Here is a 14,024-nt window from a genome sequence, read left to right on the forward strand (position 1 = left end):
GGGTTTACAAACTTTTTATTACGCGTTCAGTTGCCTCCAACGTTCTGTCGATATCATCCTCCGTATGCGCAAAGGAGATACTTCCTTGTTTAATTGGTGCCGGGAAATTGAAAATCCCCTCTTTTATGAGCTTTTTTCGATATTGGGTATCCAGCTCAAAATTGTGGTTATCCAAAATATCATGAAAATTGACTGGCGCATGGTCCATAAAATATGTACAGAAGGCAGATCCTTGGCGTGCGACATAAAACGGTACGCCTAATTTAGGAAATATTTCCTTATATCCTTGCTCCAAACGCGCACCAAGCGCCTCTACGTGCTCATAAACGCGGTGCTCAGCGCTTCCTAATTTTTTCAAAGTCGCAATCGCCGCCGCCGTCGTTAGCGGAAAAGCATTAAAGGTACCGGCAATCATAACGCGCTTCGACTTATCAGGATCCACAAAGTAATCCATATATTTTTTCTTCCCTGCAATAACCCCCAATGGGTAGCCGTTTGCAACCGCCTTTCCGAAGGTTGAAAGATCGGGCTGAATACCACAGATGGACTGATAGCCACCCAGCGCATGTCTGAATCCGGTTTTCACTTCATCAAAGATCAACAGAAATCCATGCGCGTCGGCCATGTTGCGTAAGCCTTCCAAATAACCTTCCTTTGGCTTCACAATCCCGATATTCTGAAGAATCGGTTCCAACAGAATACAGGCAACATCATATTTTTGAACCACATACAGCACACTTTCCAAATCGTTGTAGTTGACAATGTGTACTAAATCGCTGTGATTTTTGGGAACGCCAGCACTCAATGAATCGAATGGATATTCCCCCGGACTTTGATATGAACCCACATCTGCACGTTGACTGATCACATTGCAGGCCACATCGTTATGCCAGCCATTGTAGCCCCCCTGCATAACAATCACATGATCACGGCCTGTTACCGCACGAGCAATACGGATGGCATGGTAAGTCGCTTCCGATCCTGTCGTTGTAATCTGAACACTCTCCACCGAAGGAACAGACTGACAAAAAAGCTCCGCAAACTCTCCTTCGAGTAAGGTTGGCCCAGCCCCCATCAATACCTGCTGTTCCTGCAAGGTCTGTAACACTGCAGCGTTCACGTCAGGATCATTATGCCCCAGAAAGGATGCTGCAAATCCAGCCTGATAATCTATGTAGCTGTTCCCGTCAATATCTTCGACCAAACTACCATTCCCTTTGACGAAGCAGATATTCGGATCTGACTTCCGATTTAACGATACCACTCCACCCGGTATCCATCTTGCATTCTCCCGCAGTATCGCGGCTGATTTTTCATTTTCTTGCATGCCTATTAAAAGTTTTGCTATTTGTTATTGTTATAATTGGACGATCACCGCCACACATGTTGCAGTCATCAATAATTTGTATTTAAATACACCTTATTTTATGTATACCAAATTACAATATTTTTGTATACATTTAAAATAAATTTTAAAATTTTTAAAAATGAATATTCTCATTGAAGGACTTCTTTTTCCAGAAGGCCCCGCTTTCGACCGGGAGGGTGGTATATGGCTTGTGGAGAAAGAAGCAGGAAATTTAGTTTATTACAAAAACAGTCAGCATAGCAGGATAGCCGTGGGCGGACATCCCAACGGCATCGCGATCGACAAGAAAGGAATAATATGGTTTTGCGACGCACAACAAAACAGCATCCGTTGCTATGATCCCTTCGACAAAACCTGTACGACAATAGTCACGGAAATCGCAGGAAAGCCATTAAAAATGCCCAACGACTTATGTTTTGATACCGAAGGAAACCTATTATTCTCCTGCCCAGGAAATGACCTGGAAGATGGTACAGGCTACATCTGCTGTCTACATAAACATGGTGCGCTTACGAAGATCCACACAGGCCTTTTTTACCCAAACGGATTAGCCTTTGCAGCAGACAACTGCACACTTTTTGTCGCTGAAACGGGTACAAAATGGATCTGGAAAATGCACTGGAACAGCTTGACACAACAGGTGGAGAACATCGAAAAATTCATCGAAACAGGTGGTCTTATTGGCCCAGATGGAATTGCCTTCGATCAGGATAACCAGCTTTATGCCGCTATCTATGGATCGCAACATATCCTATCCATTGATACCAAAAACAAGACGACCGAGAAAATACCTACGCCGGGAAAGAATCCGACAAATTGTGCTTTAGACCCAAAAGGCATTCAGGGACTTATGATTACAGAAGCTGAAAAAGGGCAATTGTTGCTGTGGGACAGCACAAAAAAGGGTCTATTGTAAACAATAGACCCCCTATAAAAATCCAAAAAATATTAAACCAATTCCAAGGCTTCTTGCTCGCCCCGATCCAAATGATGGACCAAAGTGGTATAAGCTTTATTCCAATCATCCGCTTTCAGCGCATCAACAATAGCGCGATGCTCCTTCTCCGTATCCAGATAATCTTCCATCTGCCCCATAATAGCCCCGAGTTTCATATGAAATAAGGGAATGTTACTGTTCTTGTAAATAGAAATTAATCTTGAATTGCAGGTCCCCTCAATAATCCGCTCATGAAAACGAACATCCGCCTCACAAGCACCACCATAATACCCCTTGCTGACCATCTCAGAAAAATCGTTGCAGATCAGTTCCAAATCTTCGATAAGCTCTTTACTTTTCTTTGAAAACAGAATCTTTAATGCACCTATTTCCAACAACTCACGCAGCTCACGAATATCCTTCACATCTTCGACCGTCATTTTCTTCACAAAGCAGCCGCCTTTTTCACCAAACTCTACCAGACTCTCGCCTGCTAACCGCATAAAAGCCTCACGAACAGCCACTCGACTCACCGTCAACTTATCCGCCCAAGCACTCTCCACCAATCTCGCCCCTCCAGCTAGCTGACTGGACAAAATTTTCTTACGTACTTCTAAATAAACTTTATAGGCAAGCGAATCCTCTTTCATATTGTATACAATTTTATGCAAAAATAAGAATACAAAATCATTAAAAAAATTTAAACAACGTATTCTTTAATTAATCTTCCCCTCTTGGGCACGATACTGTCTCCCCGGCGACAAATAAATAGTTTCGGCTTTAGATTTCCAACTGGTTGTATGATTCCCTTTCAGGACATTTATATTAAAGCTACTATTTTTTAATGAACTTTTCATATTCCAGAAACCATCTTTCAAACCAACCACAACAACCTCATACTGCTGATCTCCCGGTACCGCAAATTCAATGGCTTCATTAAGATATTGATTTGGTTTGGCCACCACCAGTAAACGATCAGCCACCCTTATGAGGTAATAGTTTGCTTTTTCCTCCGAATACACCGGTAATTTTGAAGAACCACTCTCCGTCATCTGAAAAACCGAAGCATAACTCGCCTGATCACTTTCCTGTTTGGGCGAGACCATAATCCGTGTTCCTCTAGCCTCTGGCCAAGGAGACTTGACCTGATAAAGATCACCAAAAACAAAAGCAGTCGAATCGCCTGAATACAATTTCACCGCACAGTCTCTTAATTGCGGCTTCAGCAAATCAACATAGGTAGCACCAGCGACATTTTTAAATTGACTATGCAATACAAAACCTGTTTCACTTTGTAACGGCTTTTCAAGCGTATTGATCTGCCAGTAGGGCTCAAATTTCTGATCATTGGTCTTAAGCTCGTCCAATAGGACAATGACCGCAGGCACATCCTTCCGCTTCAAATTCAAAAACAGGAAACTTTTAGTATAGGATTTCACTTTAGCGGTATATGCAGCCGTTAGATCCACATTGAAATAGCTATAGCTCGGCTGAATGGGATCCTTACCAAATGCCGATGCCCTGATCTCTCCGGTATGGTACCAGGAGTCACTTAATACCTCCTCAACCGTACGTGGAAAACGCTGGCTAAACCGAGTACCACCATCGTTTGTTTTGGTCCTGAACAACAGCGGCTCAGCAGGATCACGCACCAAAAGCATACTATGCGCAACCGACCGCTTATTAAAGTTAAAATCATAAGGGGAGCCATAGGAAAGATACAGGCCAAGATCACCAACCTGAATACCATGATGATAGATCTGCAGCGCACCTGCATCGGCATGCTGATGATTGCCGAAATGATAACCGCCACCCTTAATTTCTGCAACCACATCGGAACTTCCGTTCTCTTCGCTCCAGCCTGTCCGGGCAACCATAGACCCTAAGATGGGTCCAAAATCCTTCGTCAACGGCATTTTCTCACGGTCAAAATCCGGCTTCAATTTTGGATCATCCAAGAGGAGGAACAAGATTGGATTGTCGGGCAAACCGCCCTGCTTGACAAACTCGGCCTTGATTACCGGATTACCTGAATAGGCATAACAAAGCAACATGGTCTGCGGATTTTTCCAATAAAAATCGGCACTGCTGTTGTACTTTACATTAAACATATCCCCGTCGCGTAACATTTTTCCGTCAGGCGTTCGCATATACAGCCAGTAATACGGCATATCCTTGATGTTATCGTCAAAAACCGGATAGCCAAGCATGCGATAATACAACCAGGCTCCGTGCATTTCCCACCCAAAACGATAGCCACCGTAATCAACACCTTGATTATGGCGCGGAGACTGATACTCAAACTTGCGCATAGGCACCAACTCTTCCAATATCGAATATGAAGTATATTTGTAAGGTACAGGATCCTCATCATATAAAGCAATACTCATTGCCAGCAGATCGCGCGACACCTGCGCCTCATTCCCATGCCCATTGATAATACTTTCGATACCAAAAAAGGGAGGCCAGCCAATTTCCATATCTTGCGCCAGACGCATCATATTTTTATGCAGGTTGGCCTTAACGCGTACATCCAATAAGGAGTAGCACCAGTCGTACACCAGTGCACCCGTATAAATTGCACGTCCCAGCTCGCGTGTAATATCACCATAGGATACATTCCCGAACTCCAACATCGTCAAGTACTGATCCGCCAGTCTGACCGCCTCTTGACCTATTTTTTCGTCACCGGACATGAGGTAATAAAACGCTTTTGATTCAATAGCACGCTCGAGCTTTTCATCGTAAAACATTTCCTTATTCGGATCAAAAATAAATTGAACAGGTTGCTGCGCAAGTGTTTTCACTTTTCCCCAAGCTTCCAGATGCTCCGCCTCTTCCAGCCGCCCTTTAACAAGCGGCAAAGATTCTTTATTAACCCATAATCTGGGATGACCTGCAGGTGGAACAATCTTTGGTTTATAATTTTCCGCTGCAGCTGGTGCAACTGGAGGCACAAAGGCATTGATCGAAACAGCTTTAATTTTAAAATTAGCTGGCAATTGCATGCCGACCGTCTGCTTCCCTTTCCCAAAATAAAATTTACCAAGATCTTGCTTCGCACCTTTAAAGCTGTCGAATACGATCCGTTTGGTCGATCGTGCAGCGCGAACATCAATCATCGCATACAGCGTCATCATACCTGTTTTATCCGCAGCCTTAATTTTATCCAAATCGGTAACCTCACCTTCTGAAACCAAGGTATAGACACCAGGGGTCGGAACGTCTACCTGCACCTGCAACCTCTGCCCATTTCCCTTTATCGAAGTAATCTTTGCCTGCTGCCCATAGGACACTCCAAGGATCGCCATAAAAGCGCCCCCTAGCATAGTACCTTTAACTTTAAGCCATATCCTTGCACCCATATCCTTATTTTACTTGCAACCTTTTTACACTGATCTTCATTTCTTTCGTGGTATTATTTACGCTATTGACAAATACATAAGCATTGTATTTACCATCTGCCGTTTGCAGCCATAGTCCTGATTCAGCTTTTAAATTAATGGCAAAATCCGGCGCATCGACAAACGATTTGTCTTTCAAATCCACATCGTCCACAAATACACTGTATTGCAATCGTGCCAATTGTTGATCGCGCACGGTCCAAGCCTTCACGATCTTCGTTTTATTTGTCAGCCCGACAGGTAAGGTGAAGCTCGGCAAATAACTGGCATCCGTCGTGGGAGCAACCAATGAATGTGCATAAGTCACCGTTGGCAATGGCCGGTACAAATAGATCAAATCAATTTTATCCGGGTTTGCTGCAGCTTCCGTTGCTGTATACCATTTTAGATCTGCTACAGAAAAAAAGCAGGCTGCCCCATCTTTCCCGATCAAATCTAAGGCCATATCCATATTACGAATCGCATACGCTTCGGTCTTCAACGCAATTTCCTGCCCATTACTGGACCTCGCCCTGAATGTAAACGTAACCGATTTGCCTTTTGCTGCTGCCGGTATTTTGTAGCTATAACGCAGCGTTGAAGCCGAGGTGTCTTTTGTAAATTTCACCTCCGTGCTATTCCCATTTACTGTCGCGGGGTCGCCAACGACCACACCTACATCTGCCCCCGTACTACTGGTGTAGTACGATTTGTTTTCAAGCACAGTACCCTCATCACCCGCAATGCTGGCTTCCACAGCGATCGATGTGAGCTTCCCCTGATCTGGTAATATCGCCGCCGCATAAGCAAAGTCTATGGTAGCACCAACCACATTTGGCCCTAAAGAGCGCTTAATGATGTCGTTTTGCAAACCATCTTTTGCTTTTGGAATTTCATAAGCTTCTTCTTTACAAGAACCTAACAGCAAGAGCCCAAATCCAATGGACAGTAGCCCTATTTTTAAATAATTTGTTTTCATCAGCTTACTTATTTTTGTACTGTCAAATAAACTTTATACGTCTTACGAACCTTTCTATTTCCAGACACGACAGTCCATTCACGTGGCGTATCCAAATTGGAAAAATCTTGTTTTCCTAAAATCTTAGGATCTAATACCGCATCGGTGACCAATGAAAACTGTGGGTATAGATTTTTCAAATCCGTACCAAAGAGCACCTCCACTTTTATGGTTTGCTCAACGGTATCTACCAAGGCAGCTTTGGTCCGTACCGTCTGAAAATCGGCGCCCAACAGTTCAAAACTACTGACATAACATTCCGACCTGGTCGTGATCAACAAACCATCCTCATCCATTGGATAATCATCCTTACAACCGGACAAGCTAACGAACAGCATGCCGATTAAAAATAATGTATATTTCATCTTATTACAGTCAAGTGTTACCATCTTATTTCCAAGGTATATTTTGTGTTAAATTCGGATTCCGCGAACGTTCTGTTTCCGGGATTTGATAGATATAACACTTTTGATAAGTCAACTCAGACTCATTGAAGAAAAAGCGCTCCCAATTATTCCCAAAACTATCCTGGAACCATTTTCCATCACCATACGGCTTACCAAATACGGTTTCCAGTTTACGCCATCTCCGCAGGTCAAAGGCACGCTGTCCTTCACCAAACAACTCTACAATCCTTTCCTGTTCTATAGCATCAAAAAAAGCATCACGAGAAGCGGTTTTAGCACCCGCAAGCGCGGGCAAGTTACCACGGCGCCTGACCTTATTAACCAAATCAATCGCATCCGCCTGTGGACCACCAATCTCATTGGTCGCTTCAGCATACATCAGATACACGTCTGCAATGCGCATCAAAGGCCAATTGTAATTTCCGTCACTACGTGCCACACCACCATAATTGCGCACAAATTTACGCGATTGTAATCCCGAGAGATTTGTGGTATTATCGGTGAAGGAAGTTTTGTAAGAGACACCGTTAACCGTCACCGCAGCACCCCAAGTTTTGTAGACAAAAGGAATATAACCTGTCGTCTCCGTAGGGCTCATACCCATAATCAGTTCATAATCCCACAACAAAGTCGCTTTCATGCGATAATCGCGATTACGGTACGACTCAGGGTTCACCGCTGAATTTGCTGTTGTACGTGCTGCCGGATTTTTCACAGGATCTAGCTGAACCATCTTGGGCAAGAAATCTCCCGTAATGGTAGATTGATAACGGTCGGCCAATTCATAACGCGGAATAGCTTGGTTCTGCCCTAAAGACACCAATGGCCCAGTCCACACACGTTGATATTCCTCACTCTGTTTTGTACCCACACCGCCATGGGTAAGCACCATGACCATTTCCTCATCTTGACTCAAGTTGCCCGTAGAAGGTATAAACATGTAGTAATAATTTGGGAGCACATCTGCCTTCCCCAATTCACCCCATGAACCTGGGTCACCATTTCTAAACATTTTGATACCAAAATCATTGATCACACGCTTAAAATCCGCAGCTGCCGCCGTATAGGCCGACTTAGCGTCGGCAGCAGATTGCACAAATCCATCCAATTCGGGCCATCCATTTTTCTTCCACGAACCCCAGTACAATTGAAACTTACCACGGAAGGCCAACGCGGCAGGCTTACCGGCACGACCAATTGCAGCCCCCTTATTCGGCAATTTGTCCACAGCGTAATTTAAATCAGCCATAATGGAATCTTTCAGCTGCGCAATAGGCATTCTACGCACCGTATCAGCCTCTGCAGGCGCCGGTGCCGATTTATAAAAATAAGGTACATCGCCCCATAAGGAAATCAGTCTAAAGTAGGCAATGGCACGCAGCAATTTGGCTTCCGCCACGATTGTTTCCAAGGTCTGTTTTACAGCATCAGTTTTTGCTACGGGCAGCAAGCGCGCATTGGTATTTTCGATCACAAAGTTGGAACTGAATATAGATCCATACAATGCTCTATACATTGCCGACGCACCGGAACCATAATTCATCGGACTATTCACCGTTAATGAAATAGGCGCCGCACCGGTATTGTACACCTTCAGGTAATCACCATGACCATCAAAATGATAGTCACGATCAAAACAAGGTCTAAATATCGAATAGTTCGCCATTAAGGCAGCAAGCGCGTCATTTTCGTCCACCCAGAACGTTTCAGAGCTTGGCGTTGTTGTTGGATTTTGATTTAACAAATCTTTGCGGCACGCGGATAAACCAAGAAGCAACAAAGAAGAAATAAACACGATGTTATATATCGATTTCATAAGTTCAAATATTATAAGTCTACATTCAGTCCAACCACAAAACTCTTCGTCATCGGATAGGCATCATTGGTATAGGTACTTTTCTCCGGATCTAAGCCTTTAAAACTCGTCAAAACCGCCAAATTATCTACAGAACCAAATACACGTAACTTCTGGATCCCCAGCTTCATCAATAATTCTTTCTTAAAAGTATAGCCAAGCTGCAGATTTTTAACCCTTAAATAGGACATGTTTTGCAACCAAAATGTACTCAAGTATGCATTTGGACTCGTTGATCCCAATGTACTTGGAAGCAATTTAGGATAATCGGCATCGCGATTGTCCAGGCTCCACATATTATTCCACTGATCTTCCGTAATCGCCTGATTTGCCGTCCCTAAAAAATTTGAATTCGCTTTGTTCATCCAAAATTCTTTTCGTCCGGTAGCAGCCTGCAACAGGAAAGAGAAATCAAAACCTTTGTAGTCAACGGAACCTCTAAATCCGTAATTTACCTTTGGTCTACCCAATTGGTAAGCGGGATATGCCACGCGGTCATTCGCATCCAATTTGCCGTCACCATTGACATCTTTCAACAAAATATCTCCCGGAGAAGCCCCCTGAGGAACTGCATTATAGACATCCTGCCAAGACTGCGCAATGCCCAACGATTCGAAAGCATAGATAAAATTATAAGGCATATCAATAAATACCGAACCTCTTTGCAACTGCTCATTCCAAGAAAGTAGCTTGTTCTTGTTGTAGCCCACATTAAAGTTCAGCATGTAACCCACATCACCTTTTCTATCATTCCAGGTCACATTTGCTTCCAGCCCTTTATTCATCATATCGCCGATATTGCGTCGCGGAGCAGCAAATAAACCCGTCAGATGCATCGATACATCCGAAGGTCTGTTCATACCGATCGTCTTTCTTTCGTAGTAATCCAACTCGGCCGTCAGTTTATTTTTAAAGAAACCAAGGTCCAAGCCCAAATTAAACACACGTGTCTTTTCCCAGGTAAGGTCATAGTTGATCAGTTTTTTATTGATCAACCCCTTGACAACAGACCCTGTTCCTGTACTATTGTCAATCAGATAGTAGGGACTGGACACCAAAGATTGTTTCTGCTCATACAAGCCTACACCACTATTATTACCCAATGAACCATAAGAAGCTCTAAATTTAGCCGAACTCAGGCTAATCTTCTCCTTAAATGCCGACATAAACGCCTCATCTGAGATCCGCCACCCCACTGCCGCGGAGGGAAAAAAACCATATTGATCGCCCGGTAAGAAACGCGAAGAACCATCTACCCTGAAGTTCCCTTCAAACATATACTTTCCAAAGGCCGTATAATTTAACCGTCCAATATAAGAACGCAAACCTTCCGCGGATGATGATCCAGATACATTTTGCACATCTTCAGATGCGCCATCGATTTCATGTAAACTAGGATGCAAACGATCTAAGCGACTACCCGCCAAAACACGATTGTTCCAATATTCTTCGGAATACACGGCCAAAGCAGAGAAATCATGATTAGCGCCGAACTTATGATCATAACTCAACTTGAAGTTCAGCTGCGTTTTGTAATTGTTCCGGTCTGTATTATAGATCCCATCATTTGTTGGCACAAGATCCCGGATAGACAATCCTGTTCGGATGTTATATAATTTTGTCGGCATATCTGCCTTCCATTGAAAACGCGTGTCATAATTTAGGGCATAATCCACTTTAGCCTCAAACCCTTTGAACGGCTTCCAGTTTAAATAACCATTCACCAGAGCCTGCTTTTGATTCATGTGGTTCTGGTTGCGCGTCATGTAATCCGCATAAATATTATTGGCCTGCGGACTTTCATTGTAAGACATTGCACCACCATAAAAACCGGTCATAGGATCATAAGGCAATATACCTGCTGGCGAGGTAAACAAATCCATTCCACTTGTTGAGTTGGCAGTCATACCATCCTCGTAGTTATACCGGTAATCGGACCAATTTCCGGAGAACCGGACCCCAGCACCGATGGTATTGGTTACTTTTGTTTCGAAGTTAAATGCAGCATTATAACGTTTAAAATCATTATTGATCTGTATCCCCTTCTCATCCAGCATACCCACAGACAAATAGTAATTGTTATTTTCAGTCCCCCCATTAATGGAAACATTATAATTCCCACTTTGACCATTGCGAAGAATAACATCCCACCAATCGGTACTTGGATACAATCTCGGGTCGATCATACTTAAAGCCAACCATTCGTCGATCGTTCCATTTTTAAAATTGAATGCAGATGCAGCGGTATTATAAGCCTGAGCCCTTTGCGTAGCCGTCATTGCTTTTGCATAATTATTGACAAAATCAAAAGAGCGGGTAGGTCTCACCAGCGATTTGTTGGCACTAAAGGAAATAGCCGTCCTACTGTTTCTTTTACCAGACTTTGTCGTAATCAATACAACCCCGTTGGCCGCTCTGGAACCGTATACAGCAGCGGAAGAAGCATCTTTTAGCACGGTCACACTTTCAATATCATTCACATTCACACGGTTCATATTGACATCGGGCATCCCGTCGACCACGATCAGCGGTCCAGCACTATTGACCGTCCCCAGCCCCCGGATCAAAAGATCCGCTGCATTATTTCCGGCCATCCCTGAGTTTTGACTTACAGCCAAACCGGGAATAACACCCTGTAAGGCCTGCGAGGCATTGGAAAGCCCCCGGCTTGAAGTAGATTGGTCAAAATTGACACTGGCCACAGCACCAGTCAAGTTGCCTTTTTTCTGCTTACCATACCCCACCACAACCACTTCATCCAGCGCATTTTCGCTCGCATCAAGCACCAAAGCCTGCACGTCTTTCCCCGCCACCACTTTTGTATTAAAACCGATTAACCGAAATTGAATCTGATCTGAAACCGAACCCGTTAATTTAAAACGGCCTTCTTGATCCGTAACGGTAACAGTTGCATTTTTAAGGTTACGCACTTCCACACCGGACAGTGGCTGCCCTTTGGCGTCCAGCACCTGCCCGACAAGCTGCTGCTGAAATTTAGCTAAACCCGGCGAAGGATTTAGAACATCCGAGATCGGAATCTTTCCATTATTAGGGGAAGAAGGTACATTTGCCAATGCAGCCATCGAAATAAAAGGTAGCCCTACCAACAGGCAACTCCTGTTTATTACATCCCGGATTTTAATCTGCTTTAGTATCATGAATACTCAGGTTAAAGTGGTTAAATAAATGATTTATAAGCTCTTTAGTTTATTGGTATTTTTTAAGAAAAATAATTTTCGACCCCTATGCGATCGCAATTTCTCTTCTTTACTTTATCATAGTGAATACAATAATATATATTTTTTGTATACAATTCAATATTTTTTTCACTTTTTTACAAAAATAGCTTTGCTAACAAGTTCGTGGCAAATCTACAATACCACATTTTTGCCCACCAGATTATAAACTAAATCGTATTTACCTTAGGCTGATAAAATATTTTTGTATACAATTTAACTTATTTTTTGTATATTTATTTTTATTCAACTACATTTGACTAACCACATAAATCAAAGGAATAACCGTAGATCCTATATGAAAAAACAAACCTATATTTGGCTTGTATCGCTGATCCCGCTGCTTTCTTCCTGTTCTTCCGAGACAGAAAGAGAACGTAAACCCATAAATAACATCCAACTGGAGCACAGTATACTATCGCTAACCAAAGAAGCTACAAAACTCCATGTGCCCTGGGATTTACAATATGACCGGGTCAATAACGCCATTCTGTTTTCTGAAATCGGAGGGAGTATACGAAGACTGGATACAAAAACAAAAGTTGTTACTTTGGTGGACAGCCTGACCGACGTATACCATCAGCGCACCCTGGGACTCTTGGGAATGGCGCTCTATCAGCCGGAACAGCAGCAAGCTTATCTTTACCTTTCTTACACCAGCAAAAAAGATAGCCTTATTTTTTCCAACCTATATCGCTACGATTATAATAAGGCAGGCAAGTTGTCAAACCCAAAATTGCTTATACAGATCCCCGGAAACACGGGACACAACGGCTCCCGAGTTATTGTTTCGACAGACAAAAAAGTATATTGGGCTACAGGAGATGCCGCAAGTGATACCTTCGCACAAGACAGCACCTCATTAAACGGTAAAATCTTACGCCTCAATCTCGACGGGAGCATTCCCAAAGACAATCCAATTAAAAACAGCTATGTATATGCCTGGGGATTTCGAAACATGCAAGGACTTACCCATGATGCAAAAGGCTTAATTTACACCTCCGAACATGGCGATGCCATCGAAGATGAAATCAACCTGATCCAACCGCTAAAAAATTATGGCTGGCCACAGATCGAAGGCATGATTGACACGGAAAAGGAAAAAGCTATCGCCAAAAGCTCGCCAAGACAGGAACCTATTAAATCGTGGACTCCAGTCGTTGCACCATCTGGTATGGCCTATTACGGTTCCAACGTTATCCCTGAATGGCAACATAGCTTATTGCTTGCGACGTTAAAAAATCAGTCTCTACGTATCCTAAAATTATCTGCCGATGGGCAGCAGATCGTCGATGAGAAGATCCTGTTCAAAGATCAACTTGGCCGGCTAAGATCCGTATTGACCTTACCCAATGGGGACATTTATTTCTGTTCAAGCAACCGGGACTGGAATCCACAAAAGGGGTTTCCAAAACCCGATGACGACGTGATCTACCGACTCCGCATTACCGATAAAGCCGTTGCGCCAATGATTAAGCCCGTTGCAGCCAACGCCGTCAGCTCCCCGACCAAAAGTGGTCAAGCCTTATACGAAGCGTATTGTGCATCTTGTCATAAAGCAGATGGAAAGGGACTTACAAACACCTTCCCCCCATTAGCCAATTCATCTCTTGTCAAAGGCGACCCAGCACCTTTATTGCGGGTTATCCTCCACGGACTGAAAGACAAAACAATAGCCAAGGTCAAATACGAGAGCGCAATGCCATCTTTTTCATTCCTGAAAAATGAAGAGGTCATTGAAATTACCAATTATATCCGTACACACTTTGGAAATTCTGCACCTAAAATCAACCAACAGCATTTAACCTCATTACGATAA

General features: G+C 43.4%; 9 protein-coding genes. 2 read left to right on the forward strand and 7 right to left on the reverse strand.

Features of this window, described 5'->3' with window-relative positions:
* Nucleotides 1-4 precede the first annotated feature (4 nt).
* The gene (locus B3P16_RS21960; RefSeq protein WP_046675766.1) at nucleotides 5-1,327 is read right to left on the reverse strand and encodes an aspartate aminotransferase family protein; all 1,323 of its coding nucleotides are present in this window, start codon (nucleotides 1,325-1,327) and stop codon (nucleotides 5-7) included.
* A gap of 160 nt (nucleotides 1,328-1,487) precedes the next feature.
* On the opposite strand from B3P16_RS21960, the gene B3P16_RS21965 reads away from it, so the two are divergent.
* On the forward strand, nucleotides 1,488-2,285 hold the full coding sequence (locus B3P16_RS21965) for an SMP-30/gluconolactonase/LRE family protein (protein ID WP_286844319.1): 798 nt from the start codon (nucleotides 1,488-1,490) through the stop codon (nucleotides 2,283-2,285).
* 32 nt (nucleotides 2,286-2,317) lie between these two features.
* Here B3P16_RS21965 and B3P16_RS21970 read toward each other — a convergent pair whose 3' ends face one another.
* From B3P16_RS21970 to B3P16_RS21995, 6 genes are all read right to left on the reverse strand, one after another.
* Complete coding sequence (locus B3P16_RS21970) at nucleotides 2,318-2,956, reverse strand: GntR family transcriptional regulator (protein ID WP_046675764.1); 639 nt, start codon at nucleotides 2,954-2,956, stop codon at nucleotides 2,318-2,320.
* Between the two features lie 66 nt (nucleotides 2,957-3,022).
* On the reverse strand, nucleotides 3,023-5,671 hold the full coding sequence (locus tag B3P16_RS21975; RefSeq protein ID WP_286844321.1) for a hypothetical protein: 2,649 nt from the start codon (nucleotides 5,669-5,671) through the stop codon (nucleotides 3,023-3,025).
* 4 nt (nucleotides 5,672-5,675) lie between these two features.
* A complete protein-coding gene (locus B3P16_RS21980) occupies nucleotides 5,676-6,668 on the reverse strand; it encodes a DUF4466 family protein (protein WP_286844322.1) in 993 nt (330 codons plus the stop codon).
* Nucleotides 6,669-6,676: 8 nt separating this feature from the next.
* Nucleotides 6,677-7,072: a hypothetical protein gene (locus tag B3P16_RS21985; RefSeq protein ID WP_046676362.1), complete on the reverse strand. Its 396-nt coding sequence runs from the start codon at nucleotides 7,070-7,072 to the stop codon at nucleotides 6,677-6,679.
* Nucleotides 7,073-7,097: 25 nt separating this feature from the next.
* Complete coding sequence (locus tag B3P16_RS21990; protein WP_046675762.1) at nucleotides 7,098-8,930, reverse strand: RagB/SusD family nutrient uptake outer membrane protein; 1,833 nt, start codon at nucleotides 8,928-8,930, stop codon at nucleotides 7,098-7,100.
* An 11-nt stretch (nucleotides 8,931-8,941) separates the two neighbouring features.
* Nucleotides 8,942-12,127, reverse strand: a complete 3,186-nt coding sequence (locus tag B3P16_RS21995) for a SusC/RagA family TonB-linked outer membrane protein (protein WP_286844323.1) — start codon at nucleotides 12,125-12,127, stop codon at nucleotides 8,942-8,944.
* Between the two features lie 376 nt (nucleotides 12,128-12,503).
* Between B3P16_RS21995 and B3P16_RS22000 the strand changes: the two genes are divergently transcribed.
* Complete coding sequence (locus B3P16_RS22000; protein WP_286844324.1) at nucleotides 12,504-14,024, forward strand: PQQ-dependent sugar dehydrogenase; 1,521 nt, start codon at nucleotides 12,504-12,506, stop codon at nucleotides 14,022-14,024.

It is taken from the genome of Sphingobacterium sp. UBA7631, from assembly GCF_002483935.1.
Taxonomy (GTDB): Bacteria; Bacteroidota; Bacteroidia; order Sphingobacteriales; family Sphingobacteriaceae; genus Sphingobacterium; species Sphingobacterium multivorum.

Coding starts and splice junctions, on each gene's coding strand:
- B3P16_RS21960 (WP_046675766.1), bottom strand. CDS start 1,327: ATGCAAGAAAATGAAAAATCAGCCGCGATACTGCGGGAGAATGCAAGA.
- B3P16_RS21965 (WP_286844319.1), top strand. CDS start 1,488: ATGAATATTCTCATTGAAGGACTTCTTTTTCCAGAAGGCCCCGCTTTC.
- B3P16_RS21975 (WP_286844321.1), bottom strand. CDS start 5,671: ATGGGTGCAAGGATATGGCTTAAAGTTAAAGGTACTATGCTAGGGGGC.
- B3P16_RS21980 (WP_286844322.1), bottom strand. CDS start 6,668: ATGAAAACAAATTATTTAAAAATAGGGCTACTGTCCATTGGATTTGGG.
- B3P16_RS21990 (WP_046675762.1), bottom strand. CDS start 8,930: ATGAAATCGATATATAACATCGTGTTTATTTCTTCTTTGTTGCTTCTT.
- B3P16_RS22000 (WP_286844324.1), top strand. CDS start 12,504: ATGAAAAAACAAACCTATATTTGGCTTGTATCGCTGATCCCGCTGCTT.
- B3P16_RS21970 (WP_046675764.1), bottom strand. CDS start 2,956: ATGAAAGAGGATTCGCTTGCCTATAAAGTTTATTTAGAAGTACGTAAG.
- B3P16_RS21985 (WP_046676362.1), bottom strand. CDS start 7,072: ATGAAATATACATTATTTTTAATCGGCATGCTGTTCGTTAGCTTGTCC.
- B3P16_RS21995 (WP_286844323.1), bottom strand. CDS start 12,127: ATGATACTAAAGCAGATTAAAATCCGGGATGTAATAAACAGGAGTTGC.